The organism is Acidovorax sp. GW823-FHT02H02, assembly GCF_058797075.1.
Genome location: NZ_JBXAJH010000019.1, coordinates 64673 through 89373, shown reverse-complemented (window position 1 = coordinate 89373; position 24701 = coordinate 64673). Strand labels below are relative to the sequence as shown.

22 protein-coding genes are annotated in these 24701 nt (G+C 69.0%); 17 read left to right on the top strand and 5 right to left on the bottom strand.

Annotated features, from left to right (window positions below):
• Positions 1-107 precede the first annotated feature (107 nt).
• The 4 genes from AC1RDS_RS18195 (at position 108) to AC1RDS_RS18180 (ending at position 5177) form a co-directional block, all read left to right on the top strand.
• Positions 108-611, top strand: coding sequence for a hypothetical protein (locus AC1RDS_RS18195; RefSeq protein WP_092700050.1), 504 nt, complete (start codon positions 108-110; stop codon positions 609-611).
• 68 nt (positions 612-679) lie between these two features.
• Positions 680-1702, top strand: coding sequence for a nitrogen regulation protein NR(II) (glnL, locus tag AC1RDS_RS18190; RefSeq protein ID WP_348682309.1), 1023 nt, complete (start codon positions 680-682; stop codon positions 1700-1702).
• A gap of 40 nt (positions 1703-1742) precedes the next feature.
• Positions 1743-3392 (top strand): nitrogen regulation protein NR(I), encoded by a 1650-nt coding sequence (gene ntrC, locus AC1RDS_RS18185; RefSeq protein WP_348682310.1) that lies wholly within the window; start codon positions 1743-1745, stop codon positions 3390-3392.
• A 180-nt stretch (positions 3393-3572) separates the two neighbouring features.
• A complete protein-coding gene (locus tag AC1RDS_RS18180) occupies positions 3573-5177 on the top strand; it encodes an ArnT family glycosyltransferase (RefSeq protein WP_244273720.1) in 1605 nt (534 codons plus the stop codon).
• 44 nt (positions 5178-5221) lie between these two features.
• Here the strand turns inward: AC1RDS_RS18180 and xth are convergent, their stop codons facing one another.
• A complete protein-coding gene (xth, locus tag AC1RDS_RS18175) occupies positions 5222-5995 on the bottom strand; it encodes an exodeoxyribonuclease III (protein WP_492227200.1) in 774 nt (257 codons plus the stop codon).
• 141 nt (positions 5996-6136) lie between these two features.
• Here xth and AC1RDS_RS18170 point away from each other — a divergent pair, with 141 nt between their 5' ends.
• The 3 genes from AC1RDS_RS18170 to AC1RDS_RS18160 all read left to right on the top strand — a co-directional run bounded on the left by AC1RDS_RS18170 (position 6137) and on the right by AC1RDS_RS18160 (position 9164).
• Complete coding sequence (locus AC1RDS_RS18170) at positions 6137-6916, top strand: hypothetical protein (protein WP_139222798.1); 780 nt, start codon at positions 6137-6139, stop codon at positions 6914-6916.
• 208 nt (positions 6917-7124) lie between these two features.
• On the top strand, positions 7125-8696 hold the full coding sequence (locus AC1RDS_RS18165; protein ID WP_059400239.1) for a Fic family protein: 1572 nt from the start codon (positions 7125-7127) through the stop codon (positions 8694-8696).
• A 105-nt stretch (positions 8697-8801) separates the two neighbouring features.
• On the top strand, positions 8802-9164 hold the full coding sequence (locus AC1RDS_RS18160; protein ID WP_059400240.1) for a hypothetical protein: 363 nt from the start codon (positions 8802-8804) through the stop codon (positions 9162-9164).
• A 172-nt stretch (positions 9165-9336) separates the two neighbouring features.
• Here AC1RDS_RS18160 and AC1RDS_RS18155 read toward each other — a convergent pair whose 3' ends face one another.
• Positions 9337-10941 (bottom strand): ATP-binding protein, encoded by a 1605-nt coding sequence (locus AC1RDS_RS18155; RefSeq protein WP_139222799.1) that lies wholly within the window; start codon positions 10939-10941, stop codon positions 9337-9339.
• Positions 10942-11205: 264 nt separating this feature from the next.
• On the bottom strand, positions 11206-11598 hold the full coding sequence (locus tag AC1RDS_RS18150; RefSeq protein ID WP_059400242.1) for a hypothetical protein: 393 nt from the start codon (positions 11596-11598) through the stop codon (positions 11206-11208).
• 1145 nt (positions 11599-12743) lie between these two features.
• On the opposite strand from AC1RDS_RS18150, the gene AC1RDS_RS18145 reads away from it, so the two are divergent.
• Entirely contained in the window at positions 12744-13373 is a 630-nt protein-coding gene (locus tag AC1RDS_RS18145) for a DUF2325 domain-containing protein (protein ID WP_059400243.1), read from the top strand.
• Positions 13374-13432: 59 nt separating this feature from the next.
• Here the strand turns inward: AC1RDS_RS18145 and AC1RDS_RS18140 are convergent, their stop codons facing one another.
• Complete coding sequence (locus tag AC1RDS_RS18140; protein WP_082136751.1) at positions 13433-14869, bottom strand: aminotransferase-like domain-containing protein; 1437 nt, start codon at positions 14867-14869, stop codon at positions 13433-13435.
• 86 nt (positions 14870-14955) lie between these two features.
• On the opposite strand from AC1RDS_RS18140, the gene AC1RDS_RS18135 reads away from it, so the two are divergent.
• The 9 genes from AC1RDS_RS18135 to AC1RDS_RS18095 all read left to right on the top strand — a co-directional run bounded on the left by AC1RDS_RS18135 (position 14956) and on the right by AC1RDS_RS18095 (position 23259).
• Positions 14956-15966, top strand: a complete 1011-nt coding sequence (locus AC1RDS_RS18135; RefSeq protein WP_063840187.1) for a 3-hydroxyacyl-CoA dehydrogenase family protein — start codon at positions 14956-14958, stop codon at positions 15964-15966.
• On the top strand, positions 15963-16985 hold the full coding sequence (locus AC1RDS_RS18130) for a threonine ammonia-lyase (RefSeq protein ID WP_092939576.1): 1023 nt from the start codon (positions 15963-15965) through the stop codon (positions 16983-16985). Before AC1RDS_RS18135 ends, AC1RDS_RS18130 begins: the two co-directional genes overlap by 4 nt.
• Positions 16982-17506, top strand: coding sequence for a RidA family protein (locus tag AC1RDS_RS18125; RefSeq protein WP_059400246.1), 525 nt, complete (start codon positions 16982-16984; stop codon positions 17504-17506). The genes AC1RDS_RS18130 and AC1RDS_RS18125 overlap by 4 nt, the downstream gene beginning before the upstream one ends.
• On the top strand, positions 17490-18818 hold the full coding sequence (locus AC1RDS_RS18120; protein WP_242455306.1) for an aspartate aminotransferase type Ic: 1329 nt from the start codon (positions 17490-17492) through the stop codon (positions 18816-18818). Before AC1RDS_RS18125 ends, AC1RDS_RS18120 begins: the two co-directional genes overlap by 17 nt.
• The gene (locus AC1RDS_RS18115) at positions 18815-19333 is read left to right on the top strand and encodes a cupin domain-containing protein (protein ID WP_059400247.1); all 519 of its coding nucleotides are present in this window, start codon (positions 18815-18817) and stop codon (positions 19331-19333) included. Before AC1RDS_RS18120 ends, AC1RDS_RS18115 begins: the two co-directional genes overlap by 4 nt.
• An 84-nt stretch (positions 19334-19417) precedes the next feature.
• Positions 19418-20398: a Bug family tripartite tricarboxylate transporter substrate binding protein gene (locus AC1RDS_RS18110; RefSeq protein ID WP_059400248.1), complete on the top strand. Its 981-nt coding sequence runs from the start codon at positions 19418-19420 to the stop codon at positions 20396-20398.
• Positions 20399-20400: 2 nt separating this feature from the next.
• Positions 20401-21444, top strand: coding sequence for an SMP-30/gluconolactonase/LRE family protein (locus tag AC1RDS_RS18105; protein WP_242455307.1), 1044 nt, complete (start codon positions 20401-20403; stop codon positions 21442-21444).
• A 98-nt stretch (positions 21445-21542) separates the two neighbouring features.
• On the top strand, positions 21543-22532 hold the full coding sequence (locus AC1RDS_RS18100; protein ID WP_059400249.1) for a Bug family tripartite tricarboxylate transporter substrate binding protein: 990 nt from the start codon (positions 21543-21545) through the stop codon (positions 22530-22532).
• 16 nt (positions 22533-22548) lie between these two features.
• The gene (locus tag AC1RDS_RS18095) at positions 22549-23259 is read left to right on the top strand and encodes an alpha/beta hydrolase (RefSeq protein ID WP_082136753.1); all 711 of its coding nucleotides are present in this window, start codon (positions 22549-22551) and stop codon (positions 23257-23259) included.
• Here the strand turns inward: AC1RDS_RS18095 and AC1RDS_RS18090 are convergent.
• The gene (locus tag AC1RDS_RS18090; protein WP_162015736.1) at positions 23212-24678 is read right to left on the bottom strand and encodes an MFS transporter; all 1467 of its coding nucleotides are present in this window, start codon (positions 24676-24678) and stop codon (positions 23212-23214) included. The two genes, AC1RDS_RS18095 and AC1RDS_RS18090, sit on opposite strands and share 48 nt — an antisense overlap.
• Positions 24679-24701: the final 23 nt, after the last annotated feature.

Sequence of the window (24701 nt, the reverse complement as noted above, 5' to 3'; positions counted from 1 at the left end):
GCATCCTTCCACAATAGCCCGTGGGTCAGCGGGTGGTGAATTGGCGATGTATTGTGATTAGGGGATACTCAACAGCACACCCCTGCATTGCATGTGCGAGAGACCTCATGAATAAATCGCTCACTATCCTCCTGGTTTTTACCGTCATGGCGCCCGCGGCCTGGGCTCAAGACCGCATCTACCGTTGCGGCAATGAATACACCAATAACGCCGCCCAGGCCAAGGAGCGCGGCTGCAAGCTGGTCGAAGGCGGCAATGTGACGGTGGTGCAGGGCAGCCGCCCCAAGACTTCGGGCGCTGTCACGCCGACCACCACCACGGCCTCACCGGCCGGAGCACCACGCGTGGACAACAACGATCAGCGCGCCCGCGATGCCGATGCCCGTGCCATTCTGGAGTCCGAGCTGCGCAAGGCCGAGGCACGCCACGCCGAGCTGCTGAAGGAATACAACGACGGCGCGCCCGTGCGCAGTGCGCTGGAGCTGCGCAATCCCCAGGTTTACATGGAGCGCACGGCCGAACTCAAGGCGAGTGTTGCGCGCAGCGAGAGCGACCTGGCCGGAATTCGGCGCGAACTGGCCCGCCTCGCCCCCGCCACCAGTGCGAAGTAAACAGGGTGGAGCACTCGGTGCGTGATTCACGGGTGGCAGAAACGGAGCGCTTTCACTCACTGGACCTCATGTCCACCCTGGTGGCGGTGCTGCGCTCGGACGGTGCCGTGCAGTTTGCCAATGCGGCCCTGGAAAACACGCTGGGCCTGTCGCGGCGCACGCTGGAAGGCGTGGATTTTTCGACCTTTTTTACCGACCCCACCCTGCTGCAGATGGCATTGTCCGGTGCGCGTGGCAAGGATTTTGCCGCGCTGCGTTACGAGGCCAGCTTGAAGCGCCTGCACCAGGACCCTGTGCCCGTGCATGTCAATGTGGCCGATGCCGAACAGGTGGGTGAAATCCTGGTGGAGCTGTGGCCGCTGGAGCAACACGCCCGCCAGGACCGTGAAGAGCGATTGCTGGACCAGGCCCAGGCCAACAAGGAGCTGATCCGCAATCTGGCCCACGAGATCAAGAATCCCCTGGGTGGTATTCGGGGCGCTGCGCAATTGCTGGAGATGGAGCTCGAAAGCCGCGAGCTCCACGAATACACCCAGGTCATCATCCATGAGGCCGATCGCCTGCAAAGCCTGGTGGACCGGCTGCTGGCGCCGCACCGGCACCCGCATCTGGTGGGTGACGTGAACATCCACGAGGTGTGCGAGCGCGTGCGTTCGCTGGTGCTGGTGGAGCATCCGCAAGGCCTCAAGGTGCTGCGCGATTACGACACCTCGATCCCCGAGTTCCGCGGCGACCGTGCCCAGCTCATCCAGGCCTTGCTGAACATCGTGCAGAACGCCGCGCAGGCACTGGCAGAACGCATTGCGGCGGGCGATGCCGTGATCACGTTGCGCACCCGCGTGGCCCGCCAGGTCACGTTTGGCCGCCAGCGCTATCGGCTGGCACTGGAATTGCATGTCATCGACAACGGACCGGGCGTACCCGATACCATCAAAGAGCGGATTTTTTACCCGCTGGTGTCGGGACGGGACGGGGGATCAGGGCTGGGGCTCACGCTGGCGCAAACCTTCGTGCAGCGCCACCACGGGTTGATCGAATGCGACAGCGTACCGGGTCGCACCGACTTCCGCATCCTGATTCCCTTGCCCTGAGGTCCCCTGACACGCAACCACAGTGAAGGTATAAAAACACATGAAGCCGATCTGGATAGTAGATGACGACCCCTCGATCCGCTTCGTCCTGGAAAAGGCGCTGGCCCGCGAGAACCTGCCCACGCGCAGTTTCACGCACCCCCGCGAGGTGCTGGATGCCCTGGCAGATGTCACCGTTGGTGACTCCGCACGCCAGAGCCCCCAGGTCCTGGTGAGCGACATCCGCATGCCCGGGGGGTCGGGCCTGCAACTGCTGGAAAAAGTGCGCGAACTGCAGCCCGGCCTGCCCGTCATCATCATGACGGCGTACTCCGACCTGGACAGCGCCGTGTCGGCCTTCCAGCGTGGAGCGTTCGAATACCTGCCCAAGCCGTTCGACCTGCCCAAGGCGGTCGAGCTGATCCGCCGCGCGGTCGAAGAGAGCCAGCGCGAGGAAGTGACGGAAGAGCGCCAGGCCGAAACACCCGAAATGCTGGGCCAGGCACCCGCGATGCAGGATGTGTTCCGTGCCATCGGCCGGCTCAGCCAGAGCCAGGTCACGGTCCTGATCACGGGCGAATCCGGCTCGGGCAAGGAACTGGTGGCGCGTGCGCTGCACAAGCACTCGCCGGTCGCAGACGGCCCCTTTGTCGCCATCAACACAGCCGCCATCCCCAAGGATCTGCTGGAGTCCGAACTCTTCGGCCACGAACGCGGCGCCTTCACCGGCGCACAGACGCAGCGGCGCGGCCGCTTCGAGCAGGCCGAAGGTGGCACGCTGTTTCTCGACGAAATCGGCGACATGCCGTTTGATCTGCAGACGCGCCTGCTGCGCGTGCTGTCGGATGGTCAGTTCTACCGCGTGGGCGGCCATGCGGCCGTGAAGGCCCATGTGCGTGTGATTGCCGCCACCCACCAGAACCTGGAGCAGCGCGTCAAGGAAGGCGGCTTCCGCGAAGACCTGTTCCACCGCCTCAACGTGATTCGCCTGCGCCTGCCCGCGCTGCGCGAGCGGCACGAAGACGTGCCCATGCTCACGCGCCACTTCCTGCAGCAAAGCGCGCGCCAGTTGGGCGTGGAGCCCAAGCGCATTGCCGATTCGGCGCTGGCGCGGCTGGAGCAGTTTGCGTTTCCGGGCAATGTGCGGCAACTGGAGAACATCTGCCATTGGCTCACGGTGATGGCACCTGCCCAGGTGATCTCGCTGCAGGACTTGCCGCCCGAAGTGCTGGAAGCGCCGGTCTACCAGCCGCCCGTGCGGGCCGGTGGGGGCGAACTGTCTGTGGGGAAGATGGCAGCGCCGCTTGCCCCCCTGGTTTCCATGCCGTCATCCGAGATGGTGGAGGGCATGCACCCGGCGGTTGCCGTGCCTGCCGTCGCGCTGGTCCCGGGGGCTTACATGGCGGCAGGTGCAGCGATGTCTGCCCCCGCAGTGTCTTCCTGGCCGGCGGCCGATGCCGATGTCGACGCAACCGCTGCCGCGGACGCCGTGGGTGTCCGCGGCTGGGAGCAGGCACTGGAAGCCGAGGTGCAAACGCTGCTGGCTGGTGGCCAGTCAGACGTGTGGGATGTACTGACGCGGCGTTTCGAGTCGCGCCTGATCCGCACCGCCCTCCTGGCCACCCATGGCCGCCGCATGGAGGCCGCGCAGCGCCTGGGCATTGGGCGTAACACCATTACCCGCAAGATCCAGGAGCTGGGTCTGGAGTGAATCGGGCGCTAACGCCCTTCCACTCTGCACGGGATGCTATTAAAAGTGAATCAACCCGACGATCGCGACGCGCGCGCGGCCATCGGGTTGTTGCATGGGGTGAGGGATTCTTTACAAATCTTCATAAATATTTACAAACAGGCAAAATACCGGGTCGTTCCACAGCTTGCAGGACTCCCGGTGTCTTCTTCCACGCTTGTTTCGTCGCCCTCCACCGTACCTGTACCGGCTGCCCAAGTTTGGGCGCTGCGCTTTCCTGTGCTCGATGGGGCCGGGGTGGCCCTGTTGATGGCGGTATATGGTGCAGTCTGGGTGACCGCCTACTGGATGGCGACGCTGTCGCCGCCGGTGGACAACGTGGAGCAACTGGTCTGGCTGCGTTCGCTGGAGTGGGGCTACTTCAAGCATCCGCCGTTGCCCACATGGGTGCTGGGCGCCACAGCGGCAATTTTCGGCGCCACGGTGGAGCTCACCTACGTGATGGGCGCGCTGTTCACCCTCGGGGCGCTGGCGTTGTTCTGGCGCCAACTGCGCGCCATGCGTGGTGGTCGTTACGCGACGCTCGCCCTGCTGGCGGCGTTGTGCATTACCTTCTACTGCGGCCGCGTCTACTACTACAACCACAACGTGGTGATGATGCTGTGGGTATCGCTAGCGGCGGGCCTGAGCTGGCGGCTCACCTGGCGGCCCTCGCTGCTGGGCTGGGTGGCGATGGGCGTGGTCGCGGGGCTGGGCATGCTGGCCAAGTATCAATTCATCGTCGCGTTGGCCGTTGTGGGCATCTGGTGGCTGCGCCTGCGCGGCTGGCGCCACCTCGTCCATCGGGTGGGCGCGCCGTTGGCGGCGGCGGTGGCCTTGCTGGTTTGCGCGCCCCACCTGCACTGGCTGGCAACGCACGACTGGATGCCTCTCGGCTATGCCAACGCCAGCTCCCTGGGCCATGACCTGAGCCTGCCCCATCGCTTGCTCCATACGGCGCAGTTCTCGGCCGACTGGTTGCTCAACCGCGCCCTGCCGGCCTGGCTGGTGCTGGGCTGTGCCGTGTGGTGGGCACGGCGCCAGGGAGAGGCGCCCCAGCGGGGCGAGGAGGCGGCGCCTGGCGCCGGCTACGCCCAGCTGTCACGCCAGTTCCTGCTGCTGTGGGGCTTTTTGCCGCTCGCCCTGATGGCGCTGATGGGGGTAGTCGGCGGCGCCAAGCTGCATCTCCATTGGGGCACGGCGTTCATGCTGTGGAGCGTGCCGGCGGTGATGGAGTGGTTGGCCGCGCGCGCGGCCTGGACCTCCCTGCGCACCGTGCGGGCGGCGTGGGCGGGGTTCGCAGTGGTGCAGGCGCTGCTCATGGCGCAGTCGTGGATGGCCTTGCCCCGGGGGCCGCGCGGCTACAAATCCGACCACACCGACTACTTCCCCTCCGAGCGCGTGGCCGACATCATTGCTCGGCAGGCGCATGCGGTGCTGGGCGGTCCCATCGACATCGTCAGTGGCCAGCAGGCGCTGGCGGGCGCGGTTGCCGTGCGATTGGCCGAACGGCCGCGCGTTCTGATCCTGGGTGAGCTCAAGTACAGCCCGTGGATTCAGCCCGAAGAGCTGGAAACCGCACGCGTGATCGAAGTATTTTCCGCCCCCGGCAAGCTGCCGCTAGGCGCTTACCGCGCCGTGGGCCAACTGGCATGGCGGCCCGGAGTGTCGGCGCTGTCCATGCGCGACCAGGGTGACTGGCTGCGCGCGTCGCAGGAAGAGGCAGTGGACGAGCCCGAGGGGCTGGACGCGTCCGACCGCCGCTGAGCGGCCGAAGACGAAGCGGCGCCGCTCAGAGCGTGCTTACGCTCTTACAGTGTCACGACCACCGGTGCGTGGTCGCTGGGCTGCGGGTTCTTGCGCGGGGCACGGTCCACCACGCAGGCGGTCACGGTGGACTTGAGGGCATCGCTGACCAGAATGTGGTCGATGCGCAGGCCCCGGTTCTTCTGGAAGCCCAGCATGCGGTAATCCCACCATGAGTAGCTTTTTTCGGGCTGCTCGAACAGGCGAAACGCGTCGGTCAGGCCCAGGGCCAGCAGGGCCTGGAAGTGGTTGCGCTCTTCGGTGGTGTGGTGAATGGTCTCGCGCAGGCCCACGGGGTCGTAGGAGTCGCGGTCTTCCGGCGCCACGTTGAAGTCGCCCACCAGCATCAGGCGGGGGTGGGCCGCCATCTCGGCACGCACCATGTCCTGCAGGGCCTGCAGCCAGCGCATCTTGTAGGCGAACTTTTCCGAACCTGGCTCCTGGCCGTTCACGAAATAGCCGTTGAGCAGGCGCAGGGGGCCCGTCGGTGTATCCAGCGTGGCCGCGATAACGCGGGCCTGCTCATCCCCGAACCCGGGGATGTTGCGCACCACATCGCGCAGCGGGTGGCGGCTCAGGATCGCAACGCCGTTGTAGGTCTTTTGCCCGAATGCCACGGTTTCATAGCCAGCCTCTTTCAGCGCATCGTGCGGAAACTTGTCGTCGGTGAGCTTGAGCTCCTGCAGGCATAGCGCATCGACCGGATGGGCGGCCAGCCAGGCCAGCACCTGGGGCAGGCGCACGCTGAGGGAGTTGATGTTCCAGGTGGCAATCTTCATGAGTTTGTCTAACTTATTGATTTATAAGGTAAAAATTGATTATCAAGACCTGGAAAATTGGGCTAGCTACCAGCCTAGCTACCAGCAAAAGGGGTGGTAGGAACCAACCGTTCCCTCTTGTGTGTCATGAAGAGTCATAGTATGCAACTTCATCCCAAGGCCAAAGCCGGACATCGCGGGCCTCTGTCGCGAGAGGAGGAGTTCAAGCCCGGAAAGAACACACCCTGGCTGCAGACGCCCGCTGACCTGATCGGCCCGCTGTACTTCGGCGCCGAGGACGAAACCATCCCGCCGTTTCTTCTGGCAAGCTTCGACGGCCAGCCGCCACGTCGCCGTGAATGTGGCGCGGTGCTCCTGTCTTCGAACATCGCCGACGTCTACGAAGACGGCGCCTACGAGCGCTATGGATGCGTGCTCGAGGTGTGGCTCCACAAGCGCACACGGTGGCGCTACCGCCCAGATGTCGAGCAGCCCGGTGGTCTTCAAGGCAGCGAGCCTGCAGTTTGGCGCCGCCCAGAGGATCAGAATTCCCTCGACGCGATCCGTGCCGGATCGGGTGAGCAGTGGTACGTGTGGAATCCCAGAGCCGTTTCCATCGTGCGGCGCCTTGCCTATCACGAAGCAATCCCGCTGCTGTGCGTCGCCCTGGATGAGGCGGGGCCCGCGGCCAGCTTCAATGGGCTTGTTGTTCATGATTACTCATGCATCTGGTGGGGGCGCATTCAGGGCAGTCCTCGGCTTTCGGTTCTCGCCTATCGGCAGCAGCTTGAACGCGTACTGCGACGCTATGTGGGGCGTAAGCGATCGCTTCGGCTACGAGACGCGGCTGAGCCCATGGGTGCTGCGCGCCGCGCGGTACGTGCGCGGGAACCAAGCCCTTCGGCTCGAGGGAGCTCCGGCCGAAAAGTTGAGCATTCTTGAGGGGTCCTTCGGCATCTCGAGACCGAAATGCGGTGGCGGGTGCCGTGCTCGAGCGGTGCGGCCGGTGCCTAGCTCTTCGGCGTCGAGAGCTCCTTCGCGACAAACAGAGGTGTCACTCCCAGGGTCAGCGCGCCGTGAGTATATCGTTTTGGTAGAGATGGGCTGTTTTTCTAGGAGAATTGCCGAACCTATAGCGAAATTGCATCCCATGCCTGACACCCTATTGGGCTTCCACCGGCTTGCCGAGCTCTACGGCATCCAACTGGTACAGCCGCTTTTCTCCCGCAGCCGCCTGGGGCCGGTGCGCCAGCGCGAAGCGGCGGATGGACGGGAGACGCGAACCTGGACCGCCGCGTATCAGCCCGCGGACAACTTCCGCGGGCACTTCGAGTTCGGTTTGAAGTACGAGCGGCTGAGCTTTGAGTTCTTCTCGCGGCTGTTCCAGCGGGTCGATCCTCAGGACGTGGTGGCGTGGGTGAAGGATGAGCCCACGGGGAGCTATGCACGGCGCGCCGCGTTCTTCTACGAGTGGTTCACCGGCCGGCAGCTTGCTGTGCCGGACACGGCGCCCAACGTGGGATACGTGGACGCGATCGATGCCGCACAGTATCTGGTCGCCCAGCGGCCGGATCGCGTCCGGCGCTGGCGTATCAACGACAACCTGCCGGGCTCGCGCGACTTCTGCCCCGTGGTGTACTTGGGACCGCAGGAGCAGCGCGAATGGCTCTACGACGTGGCGGCGGGCGTCCAGTTGCTCGACGACACCTACGGGCCGGAGTTACTGCTGCGCAGCGCGGCCTGGCTGACGTTTAAGGAATCGCGGGCGAGTTTCGCCATCGAACACGAGGCGGACAAGCAGGATCGGGTGAAGCGCTTCGCGGCGGCCATCGGTACGTACAGCGGCCACATGGACGATCCGATGGCGCCCGAGCAATTGCTCACGCTGCAGCAGGCCGTGCTCGGTGAGGCCGCGTTGCGCGTCGGCATTCGCCAGTCGCCGGTGTTCGTCGGCGAGCGCGGCTTCGTGAGCGAGATCGTCCACTACATTGCCCCGTCCGAGGAACTTGTGGTTGGTATGCTCGATGCGCTGCGCTGCTTCGAGAACCGCACGCGGGGCGCAAACCCGGTAGCGCGCGCGGCGGCAGTGTCATTCGCATTCGTCTACCTGCATCCGCTCGCCGATGGCAATGGGCGCATCCACCGCTTTCTTGTCAATCACCTACTCGCGGCGGACAAGGTGGTGCCCGCCAACATCATCGTGCCGGTCTCGGCGACGATCGCCGGCTCGGCCAAGGGGCGCGCCGGCTATGACCAGGCCCTGGAGGGCTTCTCCCGGCCCTTCATGCAGGTCTATGTCGATGCCTACCGCTTCGGATCGAAGCGGCTGTGCCCCGATGGCGTCGAGACCAATTTCGAGTTCCTTCGGACCGAGGACGCGCAGCATGCGTGGCGCTACCTCGACCTGACCGAGCAGGCGCGCTACCTGAGCAGCGTGCTGCGCCAGACGGTCGAGCAGGAGATGGCGCAGGAGGCACTGGTCCTGCGCCAGTACGACGAGGCGCGCACGGCGATCAAGGACTTTTTGGAGATGCCGGACCAGGACGCGGACCGCATCATCCGGTCGCTCAAGGAAGGGGACTGGCAGGTGAGCAACAAGCTGCGCAAGACGCTGCCCCAGATCTTCGCGGAGGACGGTGCCTTCTATGCGAGGCATGCGCAGATCATCGCAGCGGTGCGCTCCGTCTTCGAGGGCGAATCGCCGGAGGCAGAGAAGGCCTAGTCGTGCCTCGCGTGCTCCTGCCCATCGCGTCCGCACCGGCGTTACGATGAAGGCCGAGGTCAGAGGAGGGTTGGCGTGATGCCACTACCGGATAGAAAATCAGGCGTGGTCAACGTGCCCGACGTCCAGATGCGCGTGCTCCCGTTGGGCGAGCGTCATTTCGTGCCGCGCGTGAGCAGAAACGTGCGGTTGCTCGGAGTCGTTCGACGAGGCTTGGAAACGGGCGCTCTCGCCTGGTTGCCAGACGGGCGCTACGCGCAGGTCAACGGCGACATTGTTCAGCCCTTGGATCCGGTGGAGGTCGAGGCCGCGCTGCAGTGCGCAGGGATCGCCGTTCCCGGTGCCGCGCGGGCGGCACGGCGGCCCGATTCCGCGTCGGAACGACCGATGTCCGGCACGCCTACGGTGGTGATCAAGCGGCGCCGCACGATCCGGCTTCCCGATGAAGGGCACGGCACAGGGGCTTAGTTGCGGCATGGGCGGTGTCGGCTTGGGGAAGCGACGCCAGAGGGGGTTGGACAGAAATGCAATTCTGCAGCCATGGCGTGTCCTCGCCATTCGCGCTGGGCGGCACCGACTCGACACTGTGACCGCGCGCGGGCTTGCGCCTCGTCTGCGCAAGCCCGCGTAAAGGCGAAGATCAGCCGAGTAACTCCAGCACATGCTCTTCCGGGCTCGGCCCTACCGACAGGCGGAAGGTGCGACCCACCATCACTGGAAACCGTTCCAGGTTGAGCCGTTCCAGCATCGCGCGCAGCGTGGACACGGGGTCGCTGGCGCGCATGCGATGGATGAGTTCGGCCAGCATGGCCGTATCGGCCTCCATGTCGTCCTCGTGCCAGTGGCCATCCGAATCCACAAAGTCCGATGCCTGCTGAACCGCGCAGCCAGAGCATTCGCCGGCGGGAATGAAAAGCGTCCCTTCATGGGCGAGGCCATCCTCTTCGAGCTCCACGGTCTCGCCGCCGGCCTCGAGGCGCACGCGTTCGCACAGAACCACGTCGGCCCATAGCCAGCGTCCCTCCAGCCGCGTGCGGAGTGTCTCGCCCACGGCCCGCACGCTGACGTCGCGGGCCGACAATTCGCGCACGTGGGCATGGACCCAGTGGCCCGGACCCAGGACATGCGCGTCGAAGACGACCATCTTCAACGACCATGCAAGCATCCAATCGGCCATCGATTCATCGGATGGCGCGTCGAGGCTCACCAGGCGGAGCCGGCCCGATTCGACCTCCTCGCGCGTCGGGGCCGAGGCCAGCGGCTCCATGAAGTCGCGGGAAGGGAACGCCTCCTGGACAGGGTACGTGATCGTGTCGCAGAGTACCCGCGGCAGCACCGGCACGTCGTCCAGAAGATCGAGGTGCTTCCACATGTGCATCGCCCCGTAGAACGTCTCGACGAACTCGGCAGCGGGAAGACTGCCTTTCCTGTGCAGGAGAATCCGCCGCCACAGGTGCGTGACCGCCTCGTCGACCGCCTTGAGCTGTGTGTCCTCATCGATCAGCCTGTCGCGGTCAGGCAGGCGAGCGAGGTGTCGAGCCGGGTCCAAATGGACCACGTTCGAATCGTCGTGCTCGTCCAAGTGGCTGGGCCGGCGGTTCACGCAGAAGCCCTGCAAGTAGACGCGCGTGCGCACCGAGCATCTGCCGTCGACGGACCCCGACAGGCGCACGGCACCGACAGGCGTGTCGTGGAACCCATCGCCGTTGCTGGCGTCGGTCGCGTCCGGTCTCGGGATCAGCCGCCCATTGAACTCGACGGGCACCGGGAAGCCTCGGCACATCGGGCCGATGCGCCGGTGCAGCCCTTCCAGGTCCACGCCGTACAGTTCGACGATGGTCCCGGGATGCACGCCGACAGCGCTCGGCCTCACTGGAACGGACGCGTGCGCCAGCGCTGCCGCCGTGTCGATGTCCGCTTCGAGGCCCCCGCTCGTGACGATGCAGCGCGTGGAGGCATAGAGGCACTTCGAGAAGCCGACCCCGAACGGCTGCTCCTGCCGCTGCAGGTCTTGGTCCCAGCCGGACTCGTGGAAGGTCAGCAGCTTCTGGAAGTCGCCGAGGCCTCGGCCGTTGTCGCGCACGCGCAGCGTGCGGCTCGGCTCGTCATGGCTCACCTCGATCAGTGTCGCGCCCGCGCGGCGGGCGTTCTGCAACAGTTCCGAGACGAGGGTGAAGCGGTCTGTGAAGGCATAGCGCTGGTTGCGCAGTGCGCCTTCGCTGTTGATGCGAACTTGGATCTCCATGGGTTTCTCCATCGGAAAGAAAGGCCACGGGCGACGAGGGCAGCCGTGGCGCGAGGAAGGGCCCGCGAGGAGCGGAAACTCTGCGGGTGCGATTCGAAGGACCGCGAATGTGCGGCCTGGGAGACGAACGACGCCGCGCGAGCCGGCGCCGCGGCCGGCTGGCTGGGAGCGCCAAGGCGCCCCGGACTCGCTCGCGTCACGTTCAGAAGAAAGGAAGTGCGTCGTCCCCGAGGGAGACGACGCACCATGGCCCTCGCGGCGCGATCAATGCGGCGCCGGCGCCACCATCGACTGCAGCCGGTCGATGACCCCAGGCTCGACGAAGACGCAGGCCTGCTTGTCAGGGATCGGCACATCGAAGATCTGCGAAAACACCGGCCGCCGCAGGTGGGCCAGCCGGCCCGTTCGGTACGCCTGCTCGGGCTTCAGGCGTCCGTCCGCCGGCGGGCCGCTGCGCTCTGGATCGCACTCGACCAGCGCGACGTAGCCGTCATCGAACAGCTTCTGGTGCTCGGGGCACAGGCCCCAGCCCGTGGTCGTGTGAGGCTCCATGCTCGCGCGCAAGCGCTTGTCCAGCAGGATGGCGCCGGTGTCGAACGTCGTGCCGCACACCAGGCAGGCGTGCTGCTCGAGAGAAACGTGGGACTTCTCGCTCATGATGCGCTCCGGCCGCAGGAATGCAACTGGCTGGAAGCGGCATCCCCGCGGCGCTTTGCCGCAGTCGTCCCCTCGGAGCGCTTCAGATGGCTCCGGAAAAGATGGGAACGGGTCTTGTGCGCGGGCCGTTGGCCCGTGAATGTGGTGAACATGCTCATCTCCAAAATGAGTGAGACGAGAGATGCCCTCGCCCCGCGGGGAAGGGATCCCCCGTCGGGTTGGTCTGCAGGCCGCAAGGGCCTCGGTTTTCGTGGCGGCGCGATTCGCGCCACCACCGTTGCACCGGCGTGGGCCTGTGCACGTTCAACGCGGCACGCGGTGGAAGCGCGGCGTCGTCAAGCATGCGAGGCGCAGCGCGATGAAGCCCGCCTCTCAGGTGCTCCGTAAGAGACGTTCCGGGGCAGTGGTGCCTCGGGCGGCGACGCCGCAGAGAGGTCGCTGCGGTTCGCCAGCAAGCTGCAGGCAAACGCGCGCGGCCTGCGCGGATGCGCGATCGAAGCGCTCATGCTTGTTGTCTGCGCTGCATCTGCGGCAACCGAGAGTGCAGCGGGACGCGAGGGCGGGTTTCGACCGCGACGCCAGCCGAGCAGGCTGGACTCCATACGCCCGTCGCGGGGGATGGAGGCTGGGCGGACCACGATGTCCGCTGAACGCAGGCACAGTATGGTCCCGCAGAGGCTGCGGGTCATGGCAGTTGCCTTTGCGGCCACACCGAAACGACGGAACTCGCCGCGCATTCGGCAGGAGAGGCGGCGGCGCTGGTTCAACGTGACAGCTGCGGCGTGGGATCATCGATCGCGCAAGGATGGGCGTGGAGACGCCTGACAGCGCCAGCGCGCGGCGCTCCCATGTCGGGGGTACCGTCGCACCGCAAAGGGGAAATACGTCCTATCTATAGTTTGCAGGTTTGCCCTGCATGCTGAGGTGGAGGCCTTGCCGCGATGCGGCCGGCTCCCGTTGGGCCATCGTTGCCGAGGGCTCCAACCGCTCGGCGGGAACCGCCTGCGGTGGCCGGGGCCTGGCGGCCGCGCCCTCCACCTTGCGATCCCTCGGGCGGTCCGGGCCCGGAGGGTCGGGGCCGCCATCGCGGCGTACCTGTTCATGTGCTGCACGAACGAAGGTTCGGGGCAGCGGGGAGTGAATCGATGATCGAAAGGAAGGAATCTGCGGTGCCGCCCTCAGGTTGGGAGTACGGCCATCGGCTGCGCGAGCCTGGATGCGACCAGCGGCGCTGCAGCGAACTGCTGAGCGCGCAGGCACGGGAGATCGAGCGCCTAAGCCGCGAGGCCGTGAAGCTGCGCGCTGCGGTCATCATTCGTGAGACCGCCTTGATGTGGGAGCGCGAGGACCGGGCGGCGCTCGTCCAGGCGGCTCCGGGCCTGCCTCGCAGGGTGACGCTCGCCAGGCATGTGGAAGCGTTGCTGGCGCGCGTTCAGGAACTGATGCGCGAGCGGGCGCGCTGGCAGCGGCCTCAGGATGGCAAGGGCGAGGGAGCGCTCGCCGCCGCTGGCATGGTGTCACAGGACACGTTTGGCGATGCGGGACTGGCGGCCGAAGGCGGCGCGGCCGTGCTCGAGGCCAGTCTCAGGGCGGCGGACCTCGTGATATGCCAGACGGGCTGCCTCAGCCACGGCGCCTACTGGCGGGTCCAGGACCACTGCAAGCGGACTGGCAAGGCTTGTGTGATGGTGGAGCGTCCTCAGGAACTGCGCATCGTGCGCATCGGCAAGGATGGGGATGGCGAGAGCCGTTCAGGAGCCGTACGGGTTCTGTAGTTGCCCGGCCATCGCCTTCGGCCATGTGCTGATTGCGCGGCGCAGTCGCCGCCGGCAGATCAGTCGATCACGCTGAGCAGAGAGGGATTCTGCGCCAGCAGCCCCCGCACACGCTGCAGGGCGATGGTGACGTCTTCCCGCGACGGGACCGCGCCGGTGGCGATGCGCACGGCGTTGGGCGCCGAGGCCGGGTCGAGCGAGAAGACCTTGGCCGGCGCCACCACCACGCCCGCTCGCCGCAGCCGCATCGCGAAGTCCGACGCGTCCCAGGGGACGGGCAGCGGCAGCCAGAAGAACAGCGCCTCGTCCGGTACGTGCGCGGCGTGTTCCCCCAGCAGCTGCCGGGCCAGCCCCTGGCGCTCCTGCGCCTCCGTGCGGACCTGCTTGATCAGTTTGGCCATCTGGCCATGGCGGATCAGGTGCGTGGCCAGCGCCGCCTCCAGCGGCGGGACTGTCTGCATGGTGGCGCGCAGGATCTCCGCGAGGCGCTCGGCCTTCTCGGCATCCGGCGCCACGACGTAGGCGACGCGCAGGCTGGGCGAGATGAGCTTTGCCAGCCCGAAGACCGAATAGGTGAGTTCCGGGGCCAGCGTGCCCAGCAGCGGGGGCGGGTCGCGGTGCAGGCCGCCGTAGGCATCGTCCTCCACGAGGGTGAGGCCGCGCCGGCGCGCGACCTCGACGAGCGCGCGGCGCCTGCGCAGGCCCATCACCGCGCCGCTCGGGTTCTGCAGCGTCGGCACGCAGTACAGCACCGTGGCCTGCGACGCCTGCGCCGCGGCGTCCAGGGCGTCCGGCAGGATGCCTTCGGCGTCCAGCGCGACCGGCACGAGTTCGATGCCCAGCACCGTGGCCAGGGTGCGCATGGTCGGCCAGCACATCGCTTCCACCAGCAGCCGGCCGCCGGTTCCCACGAGGCTGGACAGCAAGCCGATCAGTGCGTTGCGCGCGCCCGAGGCCATGGCCAGGCGGCCGCCCACCTCCAGGTCGAAGCGCGGCTGCAGCCAGTCGCGGCCGGCCGCGAGGTCCAGCGCCGGCACCGTGCCGGCGCGACGTGCCAGGAAGTCAAAGCTGCGGTCGCCGGTCAGCCGCGCCACCGCGGCCGCCAGCGTCGATGCGATCTCCAGGTTCGGCGGCCACGTGGAAGTGAGGTCGATAGGCTCGCGCACCCCCTCCTCGGGCGCCGGCTCGGCGACGGTGCGCGCGAAGCCCTTTTCCGCCGCCACGAAGGTGCCCTGCCCATGGCGCGACTGCACGAGGCCGATGCGCTTGGCCTCATCGTAGGCGCGCGTGACGGTCGTGAAGTTAACGCCCAGCTGCCGGGCCATGTCGCGCTGGGAAGGCAGCGGCGCTCCGGGCGAAAGCCTTCCCTCCCGGACCTCTTGGGCCAGCAGTTCAACGATGCGCAGATACAGCGGGCCGCCCATCGCTTCGATGGCGGCCTGCCAGCGCGCGGACTTCTCCTCTCCGCCTGCTTGCGGTCTACGTACAGATGACATACACTTCTTGTGCGATATAAGTGAACTGTACGGGAAATCTCCATACAGTTTGATCTCATGGGTGTCAGCGGACAAAGGAGCCAAGTATGAGTGAAGCGGGTGCGGTGGTGGTCGGCAGCGGAATCATGGGGCGGGACATCGCCGCGATCTTCCTGAATGCGGGTTGGCAGACGCAGGTCGTGGCGCCCGCGTCCGGGGAGTGGGACGCGGTGCGGCGCCACGTGGCCCAGTCGGTGTCCCAGATGGGCGGGCAACTGTATGGCGACCTGTTGCACCTGCGGCCGGCGCTGGATGCGGTGGACTGGTCCGGCGTGGAAATCGTCATCGAGTCCGTGACCGAACGGCTCGAGGTCAAGCAGGGGGTGTTCGCGCAGCTCGACGCGATGGTGCCCCGGCACGTGCCCATCGGTTCCAACAGCAGCGGCATGCGCATCACGGACATCGCCCGCGCCTGCAGCAGCCGGGAGCGCATGGCCAACGCGCACTTCTTCCTGCCCGCCCACCTCGTGCCGCTCGTGGAAATCGCGCGGGGCGAATTCACACGGGGCGAGACGATGGACCGCCTGATGCGGATCTTCTCGGACGTCGGGCGGATCCCCGTGCGCGTCAACCGGGACGTGCCGGGCTTCCTAGCCAACCGCATCCAGCACGCGCTGATGCGAGAGGCGTTCTCGGTCATCGACGAGGGCCTCGCGACGCCCGAGGACGTTGACGCAGCGGTGCGCTTCGGCTTCGGCTTCCGGTACGTGGCGGCGGGGCCGATCCTGCAGAAGGAGTTCGCGGGACTGGACACGCAGTTTGCGGCGGCCTCGTCGATCTACCCGACCCTGTGCAACGACAGCGTGCCCAGCCGCACGCTGCGCGAGAAGGTGGCCGATGGCCGCTTCGGCACCAAGAGCGGGCACGGCTTCTGGCGCTGGACGGACGAGCAGATCGCGCGCGAGCGGTCGCGCTACGAACAGGTGCTGCTGCAGGCACAGCGGCTGCTCGCGCCCTCGGCGCTGCCGGGCACGGCGGAGCCGGGCGAGGGCGGGGCGGCCCCGGCCGCATGGGCGCCGGCGGCGGCACAAGAAGTGGTGGGGAGCGGCACGCCATGACGACCCCCGTGATCCCGGAGACGGAGCGCTCCCCGGTCGACGTGCAGGCCATCCACCGGGCCGCCCAGCGGCTGCAAGGATGGGCCGTCACCACGCCGCTGTTGCGCTGCGATGAACTGGACGCGCATGCCGGCGGGCGCGTCTACCTCAAGGCCGAGAACCTCCAGCGCAGCGGTTCGTTCAAGTTCCGCGGCGCCTGCAACCGCATCCTGGCCTTGACGCCTGGCGCGCGCGCGCGCGGCGTGGTGGCCTACTCCTCGGGCAACCATGCCCTCGCGGTCTCGCAGGCGGGCCGGATGCTGGACGTGGCCGCCACGGTCATCATGCCGGCCGACGCGCCGGCCATCAAGATCGAGGGCTGCCGCGCGAGCGGCGCGACGGTGCTGTTGTACGACCGCGAACACGAGGACCGCGAAGCCATCGGCCGGCGGCTCGTGGTGGAGCAAGGCCTGACGCTGGTGCCGCCCTTCGACGATGCGCTGGTCATGGCGGGCGCAGGCACCGGCGCGCTGGAGGCCGTCGCGCAGATGCAGGGGCAGCGCGTGGACACGGCGCTGGTGTGCTGCAGCGGCGGCGGCCTCGCGGCGGGGTGGACCCTGGCGCTGCGCGCGGCATGGCCCGATGCCCGCATCGTGGTGGTCGAGCCCGAGGGATTCGACGACACGGGGCGCTCGCTCCGGTCGGACAGTGCGCAGACCAATGCGCGCAGGTCCGGCTCCATCCAGGACGCGCTGCTCGCTCCTGCGCCGGGCCAACTGACCCTGCCGGTGCTGCGGACCCACGCGGCGCAGGGCGTCACCGTCTCGGACGCCGAGGCGCTGGAGGCCATGTTCTTCGCCTTCGCCGCGCTCAAGCTCGTGCTCGAGCCGGGCGGGGCCGCACCGCTCGCGGCCGTGCTGGCGCGCAAGGTCGCGCTCGAGGGCCGCAACACCCTGGTGGTCTGCTCGGGCGGCAACGTCGATCCGGCGGTGTTCGCGCGCTGCCTGTCCCTGGGCACGGAGCGGGGAGGACGGGCATGACGACCGCAGCGACCCGCTCGCCCGAGCAGCGCGTGCGCGAGCTTGGCCTGGCGATCCCGGAGGACGTCGCGCCGGCCGCCCACTACGAATTGGTGACCGTGCACGGCGGCCTGCTGTACCTAAGCGGACAGCTGCCGCGCGTGGACGGCCGCGTCGCGGTGACCGGCTGCGTCGGCGGCGGCGTCAGCCTGGAGCAGGCGCGCGAGGGTGCGCGCCTGTGCACGCTGCGCGCCATGGCCGTGCTGCGGCAGGCGCTCGGCTCGCTGGACCGCGTCGAGCGCGTCCTCAAGCTGCAGGTCTTCGTGCACAGCGACCCCGCCTTCACGCGGCACAGCGATGTGGCCGACGCGGCCTCCGACCTGTTGGTCGAACTCTTCGGGTCCGCCGGCCGCGCCGCGCGCACCGCCATCGGCGCCGCCCAGCTTCCTCAGGGCGCCAGCGTCGAGCTCGATCTGATCGTCGCCTCCACGGCGGCGGTCCCGTCTTCCAAGGAGCCTTCTCACCATGCCATCCACCGCTGAAGCCTTCATGGCCCCCGGACCGACAGCCGGGGCCGCCCCGGAGTCCCTGACCCCGCCGTCCGGTGCCTGGACGCCTGACGAGCGCCTGCGATGGCAGGCCCGCTTCGACGCCTTCAAGGCACGCGGCCTGCGCATCGACATGACGCGCGGCAAGCCCTGCACCGAGCAGGTGGCGCTGTCGGACGCGATGCTCGACTGGCCCGGCGTCGGTGGCCACCGGACGCAGGAGGGGGGCGATGCGCGCAACTACTACGGCAGCCCGCTGGGCCTGCTGGAAGCGCGCACGCTCTTCGCGCCCATGCTCGATGCGCCGCCCGAGCAGGTCGCGGTGGCCAACAATTCCAGCCTCGCGCTGATGCACGACACGCTCGTGTACGCCCTGCTGCACGGGGTGCCGGGCGGCGCGGCGCCCTGGCATGGCCAGGGGGCGAGGTTCCTCTGCCCGGTTCCGGGCTACGACCGGCACTTCGCGATCTGCGAGGCCTACGGCATCGAGATGGTGCCGGTGCCCCTCACGGGGCACGGGCCCGACATGGATGCCGTCGAGGCGCTGGTCCGCGACCCGCGGGTCAAGGGCATGTGGTGCGTGCCGGTCTACAGCAACCCCACGGGCGAGACCTACGCGCCCGAGGTCGTCGAGCGGCTGGCGCGCATGGCGACCGGCGCGCCGGACTTCCGGATCTTCTGGGACAACGCCTATGCCGTGCACCATCTCACCGACGTGGAGGAATCGGTGCCGGGCATCCTCGCGCTGTGCGCGCAGGCCGGCCACGCGGATCGGCCGCTGGTCTTCGGGTCGACGTCCAAGATCACCTTCGCGGGCGGCGGCCTGGGCCTGCTGGCGGCCTCGCCGGCCAACCTCGCCTGGTACGCCCGGCATGCGGGCGTCCGCTCGATCGGGCCCGACAAGCTCAACCAGCTGCGCCACGTGCGGCTGCTGCGCGACCACGCCGGGCTGCGCGCGCACATGGCCCGCCATCGCGCCATCCTCGGGCCCAAGTTCGCCTTGGTCGAAGCCTGCCTGCGGCGCGAGCTGGCGGGCCGCGGGCTCGCCAACTGGACCACGCCGCGTGGCGGCTACTTCGTGAGCCTGCAGGTACGCGACGGCAGCGCCCGGCGCGTCGTGGCGCTTGCCCAGGAACTGGGCATCGCGCTGGTGCCGGCGGGCAAGGCCTTTCCCCTCGGGCACGACCCGCGCGACAGCCATCTGCGCCTGGCGCCGAGCTTTCCGGGCCTGCAGGAGCTGGAGCAGGCGATGGAAGGCATCTGCCTGAGCGTCCTGCTCGCCACGACCGAGGAGGTGCTGCCATGAAGGGCCACCTGATCGCCTTCGCTGACTACTTGGCGCGCACCGCCCAGCCCGTGGGCCGGCCCGCCATCTGGCGCAAGCCCGATGTGGGCGCGGCCCTGGCGGCCCAGCCGAGCAGCCCGCAGCGGCTCACGCGGGCCATGGCGCTCACGCGCAGCGACGAGCCCGGGGCCTTCGCCCTGAACGGCAGCATCTCCCTGATCGTCCAGGCTCTGGGGCCCGGCGAGCGCGGACGCATGCACAGCCATTCGTTCTGGCACCTGTACTTCGTGCTCAAGGGGCAGGGCGCCTCGGAGATCGCCGGCGAGCGCATCACCTGGTCGGACGGCGACAGCTTCTACGTGCCGGCCTGGGTCGCGCACGACCTGCAGAACCTCAGCGACACCGAGGACGCCATCGTCTATTCCGCGCAGAACCTGCCCGAGCAGGCCTTCAGCGGCGCCCTCATGCGCAGGGAGCCAGGCGGCGGCTACGCGCACATCGCCTCGGATCTTCCCGCGGAGGCCGCCAGGGACTGAGCGGCGCGGCGCCCGCGCATGCCTCGCTTCCGCCCTTCCTCACGCCGTCCCTTTCCCATCCCTCAACCCGTTTCAGGAGTTCCCATGCATCTCGCCCGATTCCTGCGCGCGGCCACGGCCGCCCTCGGCCTGTTCGCCGCGCTCGCCACGCATGCCCAGTCGCTCGGCGACCGGCCGGTGCGTCTCATCGTTCCCTTCGCCCCCGGGGGCGCCACGGACATCGTGGCGCGCGCGGTTTCGGACGCGCTGGGGCGCGAGCTCGGCCAGCCCGTCATCGTCGAGAACCGCCCGGGCGCGGGCGGCTCCGTCGGCGCGAACTTCGTCTCCAAGGCGCCGCCCGACGGCACCGTGCTGGGCCTGGCCACCGTCTCCACGATGGCGACCAATCCGGCCATCAACCCGAAGAACCCGTACGACCCGGTCACGGGCTTCACGCCGGTCATCACGCTCGCCACCGTGCCCGTGGTGCTCGCCGTCAACGCCGCCAGGCTGCCGGTGAACAGCCTCGAGGAGCTGGTCGCACGGCTCAAGCGCTGCCCGGTGCCCTGTACCTTCGCGTCGGCGGGCACGGGCGGCGTCGGCCACCTGGACGGCGAGCTGTTCAAGGCGGTGTCCGGCACCGACCTGGTCCACGTGCCCTACAAGGGCGCGGGCCCCGCCATCTCGGACCTGCTGGCGGGGCAGGTGGACATGATGTTCGACAACCTGCCGTCGATGCTCCCGCACATCCAGTCGGGTGCGCTGCGCGGCATTGCCGTCATGAGCGCGCAGCGCAGTCCCAGCCTGCCGCAGGTGCCCACGTTCACCGAGGCCGGCATGCCCGCGCTCGACAACACGGCGTGGATGGGGCTGGTCGCCCCGCCCAAGCTGCCGCAGGCGCTCCACGACAAGCTCCAGGCCGCGGCGGCGCGCGCGCTGGAGGATCCGGTCGTGCGCCAGCGCTTCGAGAAGGCCGGCATCCGGCCCGTCGGCGGCACCTCGGCCGCGTTCGCGGCGCTGATCGAGCGCGAACTGGCCGTGCGCCGCAAGATCGTCGCGGAACGCCAGCTCAAACTCGAGCCGTGAGCATGCCCATGGTCCACGCTGGCCCCGTGCGGGCCTATCCGCTGCCGCGCGACTTCCGGGTGGGCATGTCCGAGCTGCGGCCGGCCTTCGCGGGGCTCAGGAGCCCGGAGTGCATCCTCGCGAACCACGAAGGCGCGTTCCTGATGTCGGACCGGCGCGGGGGATTCACCGCCATCGCGCCGGACGGCCGCGCCCGGCTCGTCCGGGGCGCCACGCTGGCGGGTGGACCGCTGCACGCCAACGGCATCGCGCTGCGCGGCAACGGCTGCGTGCTGGTCGCGCACCTGGGCGACACCGACGGCGGCGTCTACGAGCTGGGCGCGGACGGACCGGCCGTCCCTGTCGTCACGGCGTTGGAGGGACGGCCGCTGCCGCCGACCAACTTCGTGCTGGAGGACGCCGAGGGCAGGGTGTGGTTCACGGTCAGCACGCGGCGCATCCCGCGCATGGCGGCCTGGTACCCGGACGTGGCGGACGGCTACATCGCGGTGCACGACGAACGGGGAACGCGCATCGTGGCCGACGGGCTCGGCTACGCGAACGAACTGGCGTTCTCGCCGGACGGGCGATTCGTCTACGTCAACGAGACCCATGCCCGGCGCCTGTCGCGGTTCCGGCTGCGGCCCGGGCCGCGGCTTACCGATCGCGAGACGGTGTGCGAGTTCGAGCCCGGCGACCAGCCCGACGGCGTGTGCTTCGATGCCTTCGGCGGCGCCTGGCTGACCTGCATCGTGAGCAACAAGGTCTACGTGGTGCGGCCGGACGGCGAGCGCCAGCTCGTGCTGGCCGACACCGACAACGCTCACGTGCGGCGCTACGTCAGCGACCTGGAGGCGCGGTGCCTGCAGCGCGACAGCATCTGGACCTGCGGCAGCAGCGGGCTTGGGAACGTCTCGAGCCTGTGCTTCGCAGGACCGGAGCGCCGGACCGTGTACCTCGGGTCCCTGCTGGGCGAGCGCGTGCTGAGCTTCGACAGCCCGGTGCCCGGCATGGCGCCGCTGCACTGGCAGCGCCGCTACGCCGCGGGTGTCGGACCGGGCGCCTAGCGCCCTGGGCGACGCGCGGCAAGGAAATCCCTGTCCCGCAGCGGCCCGAGCCGGGCCTTGCCTTCATGTTCACCATCACCCCATTGGAGAGACACACCATGCCACGTCTTCTGCACTCCCTCGCCGCCATGCTGGCGGCCCTGGCCACGCTGCTTCCGGCGGCAGCCAGCCGCGCCGAACAGCCCTGGCCCCGGGACACCATCCGCGTCGTCGTGCCGTTCGCGCCGGGCGGGCTCACCGATGTGATCGGGCGCACACTGGCCCAGGAGCTGGCTGTCTCGCTGAAGGTCCCCGTGATCGTCGAAAACAAGTCCGGCGCGTTCGGCCTCGTTGGCACCGAGCACGTGGCGCTCGCCAAGCCGGACGGCAACACGCTGCTCGTCGGCGGCGGCATCGTGGCGCTGGCGGATGCCCTGTACCCGAAGCTGCGCTTCGATCCGCGCAAGGACCTGACACCGGTCTCGATGATCGAGCGCAACGGCCTGCTGCTGGTCGCGACGAATGCCGACGAGCGCTGGCGCACGGCCGGCCTGCCGGACGTGCTGGCCCGGGCGAAGGAACGCCCGGGGAGCGTCGCGGTGGCGAGCTTCGGCTCGGGCAGCATCAGCCACATGGCGCTGGAGGCGCTCAAGACCGCCAGCGGCGCGGACCTGCTGCACGTTCCCTACCGCGGCACTGCGCCAGCCCTGCCCGACCTCATCGGCGGCCAGGTGCCGCTGATGCTCGACAACAGCGTGACGGCGCTGCCCCAGGTCCAGGCGGGAAAGATCCGCGCAATCGCCTACACGGGCAGCCAGCGGCTGCCCCAGCTGCCGGATGTGCCGACGTTCGTGGAGATGGGCATGCCGTCGATGCAGATCTACAACTTCTTCGGGCTGTACGTGCCGGCGGGCACGCCGGCGCCCATCGCCGAGCGGCTGAACGCGGAGGTCAACCGGATCTTCCGGGAGCCGAAGGTGATCGCCCGGTTCGCGGAGATGGGCGCGGAACTGTACCCCGGGACGGCGCGCGATTTCGCGCGTTTCCTGGAAGGGGAGCGCTCGCGGTGGGGCCAGCTCATCCGCACGCGCGGGATCCGGCCGGAATGAACCTGCCGAGCGGGGAATGGGCGAATTCACGTTCGGTGTCGCCTTCCGGGGCGGGATGCTGCATGCCACGGCAAGCTGGGATGCGGCGCGCTGTTCCCCGCAGGACTACGCGCTGTTCCTGCACGGCGGCGGAGCCGCCACCAGCGCCGACGGCACCCGCTATCTGCGCGAGGCGCTGGCGCGCGAGGGCGTGGCCTGCGCGGCCTTTGATTTCTCGGGCCATGGGCGCAGCGGAGGGCGGCTCGCGGACGCGACGCTGCGCCAGCGGCAGGAGGAAGTGGCGTGCGTCGTCGAGGCGCTGAGGCCGTCGCGGGCCCGCGCGCTCATCGCCACCAGCATGGCCGGGCACACGGCCTGCCGCGTGCTCGACGCAGTTCGGCCCAAGGCCCTCGTGCTCTTCTGTCCCGCGGCGTACGAGGCGCGCGCCGAGGACGCGCGCTTCGGCACGGCGTTCCGCGAAGTCATCCGCGCCACCCGCACGTTCGCCGATTCGCCGGCCCTCGATGCCCTGGGAAGGTACGCAGGGCGCGTGCTCGTCGTCTATGGCACGGCGGACGAGGTCATCCCTGAGGCCGTGCGGGACGGCTATGCGCAAGCCGCCGCCCATGCGCGCAGCGCCGAGCTCGTGCGCCTGGAGGGTGCGAGCCACCGGCTGCACGACTGGCTGGCCGGCCGGGCATCAGCCCGGCGGGACCTGGTGTCCCGGCTGCTTCCCCTGCTCGCCTGACGCGCAGCCCGGCCCGGCGGCGTGCGCGGGTGGCTCGCGAAACGGCAGGACCGGCAGCCGTGTCGCGGCCAGCGACGCCAGGCCCAGGATTGCCGCGAAGGCGGCGAAGAGGATGCCGAGCGTCTGCGGGCCGACGACGGGACCATTGGCCTGCACCGCGAGACCGTCCGCGCAGGCCGCGCATGGTCCCGGCATCTGAGGCACCAGGGCGCTGGAGGCGGCGACGCCGATGGCCGCGCCGACCGCCCGCGCGAACATCTGCAGGGCGGTGGCGATGCCGATCTCGCTCGGCGGGACGGCGTTCTGGGAGGCCAGCGTCATGGGCGGCTGGCTGGCGCCGATGCCCAGCCCCAGCAGCAGCATCCAGGCCACCGCCGTCCAGGCGGCCGAGCGGCCGGGCGCCCAGGCCTGGGCGCCCGCCGCGATCGTCGCCAGCAGCAGTCCCGCGAGCGCAGCCGGCTTGTAGCGGCCGCTGCGGCGCATGTACTGCCCCGACAGGAAGGCGCCCAGCACCACGCCGGCCAGGGGCACCGCGAGCGCGGTTCCCGCGCTCGAGCCGCTCATGGCGTGGATGCCCTGAAGGTAGACCGGTGCCTGCATGTACAGCGCCCCGTGGACCATCGCGACAAGCAGGCCGACGGCAGATGCCACCGCGACGACGCGGTGGCGCCGCACGGAGGCGGGCACCAGCGGGTAGCGGGCCAGGGTCTGCCAGCCCAGGAAGGCACCGGCGAGCGCGGCGGCCGCCCCGAGCAGCGCCAGGGTGGGGGGCTGCATCCAGCCGATGCGACGACCCGACCAGGACAGCGCGAGCAGCAGGCAGGCGGTGGCACCGGACATCAGTGCGACGCCGAGCGGATCGAGGCCGCCCCGCCGTCCGGCCGCGGGCCGGCCGTCGAGGGTGCGCCAGCACAGCGCCGCTGCGGTCGCGATCAGCGGCACCTGCAGCCAGTAGATCCAGCGCCAAGACGCATGGGCCGACAGCAGCGCGCCGGCGAGTGGCCCCGCGAGGCCGGCCAGTGCGTGGGTACAGGAGATGTAGGCCTGGTAGCGGCCACGCTCGCGCGCCGTCAGGATGTCCGCGACGATGGCGTTGGGCAAGGCGACCAGCGCGCCGCCGCCCAGCCCCTGGACGCTGCGCCCCGCGACCAGCGTCCCGAGCGAAGCGGCCCATCCGCACACCAGGGCGCCAGCCAGGAACAGCCCGAGCGCGCCGAGCAGCACGCTGCGCCGTCCGTAGAGGTCGCTCAGCCGCCCGGCGAGCGGAGCACTTGCCGTGGCGCTCAGCAGATAGGCCGTCACGACCCAGACGACCTCGTCGCGGGCATCGAAGGTCCGGGCCATGGCGCCCAGCGCGGGCGCGACGAGCGCCTGGTCCGCCGCCCCCAGCAGCATGACCGGCACGAGCGCCCAGAACACCGCGTGGACCTGGCGCGCCGCGA

Bases quoted from the DNA above. Each gene is read 5' to 3' on its own strand.
- AC1RDS_RS18195 (WP_092700050.1), top strand. From the start codon at position 108: ATGAATAAATCGCTCACTATCCTCCTGGTTTTTACCGTCATGGCGCCC.
- glnL (WP_348682309.1), top strand. From the start codon at position 680: ATGTCCACCCTGGTGGCGGTGCTGCGCTCGGACGGTGCCGTGCAGTTT.
- ntrC (WP_348682310.1), top strand. From the start codon at position 1,743: ATGAAGCCGATCTGGATAGTAGATGACGACCCCTCGATCCGCTTCGTC.
- xth (WP_492227200.1), bottom strand. From the start codon at position 5,995: ATGAAGATTGCCACCTGGAACATCAACTCCCTCAGCGTGCGCCTGCCC.
- AC1RDS_RS18170 (WP_139222798.1), top strand. From the start codon at position 6,137: ATGCAACTTCATCCCAAGGCCAAAGCCGGACATCGCGGGCCTCTGTCG.
- AC1RDS_RS18165 (WP_059400239.1), top strand. From the start codon at position 7,125: ATGCCTGACACCCTATTGGGCTTCCACCGGCTTGCCGAGCTCTACGGC.
- AC1RDS_RS18155 (WP_139222799.1), bottom strand. From the start codon at position 10,941: ATGGAGATCCAAGTTCGCATCAACAGCGAAGGCGCACTGCGCAACCAG.
- AC1RDS_RS18150 (WP_059400242.1), bottom strand. From the start codon at position 11,598: ATGAGCGAGAAGTCCCACGTTTCTCTCGAGCAGCACGCCTGCCTGGTG.
- AC1RDS_RS18145 (WP_059400243.1), top strand. From the start codon at position 12,744: ATGATCGAAAGGAAGGAATCTGCGGTGCCGCCCTCAGGTTGGGAGTAC.
- AC1RDS_RS18140 (WP_082136751.1), bottom strand. From the start codon at position 14,869: ATGTCATCTGTACGTAGACCGCAAGCAGGCGGAGAGGAGAAGTCCGCG.
- AC1RDS_RS18135 (WP_063840187.1), top strand. From the start codon at position 14,956: ATGAGTGAAGCGGGTGCGGTGGTGGTCGGCAGCGGAATCATGGGGCGG.
- AC1RDS_RS18130 (WP_092939576.1), top strand. From the start codon at position 15,963: ATGACGACCCCCGTGATCCCGGAGACGGAGCGCTCCCCGGTCGACGTG.
- AC1RDS_RS18125 (WP_059400246.1), top strand. From the start codon at position 16,982: ATGACGACCGCAGCGACCCGCTCGCCCGAGCAGCGCGTGCGCGAGCTT.
- AC1RDS_RS18120 (WP_242455306.1), top strand. From the start codon at position 17,490: ATGCCATCCACCGCTGAAGCCTTCATGGCCCCCGGACCGACAGCCGGG.
- AC1RDS_RS18115 (WP_059400247.1), top strand. From the start codon at position 18,815: ATGAAGGGCCACCTGATCGCCTTCGCTGACTACTTGGCGCGCACCGCC.
- AC1RDS_RS18110 (WP_059400248.1), top strand. From the start codon at position 19,418: ATGCATCTCGCCCGATTCCTGCGCGCGGCCACGGCCGCCCTCGGCCTG.
- AC1RDS_RS18105 (WP_242455307.1), top strand. From the start codon at position 20,401: ATGCCCATGGTCCACGCTGGCCCCGTGCGGGCCTATCCGCTGCCGCGC.
- AC1RDS_RS18100 (WP_059400249.1), top strand. From the start codon at position 21,543: ATGCCACGTCTTCTGCACTCCCTCGCCGCCATGCTGGCGGCCCTGGCC.
- AC1RDS_RS18095 (WP_082136753.1), top strand. From the start codon at position 22,549: ATGGGCGAATTCACGTTCGGTGTCGCCTTCCGGGGCGGGATGCTGCAT.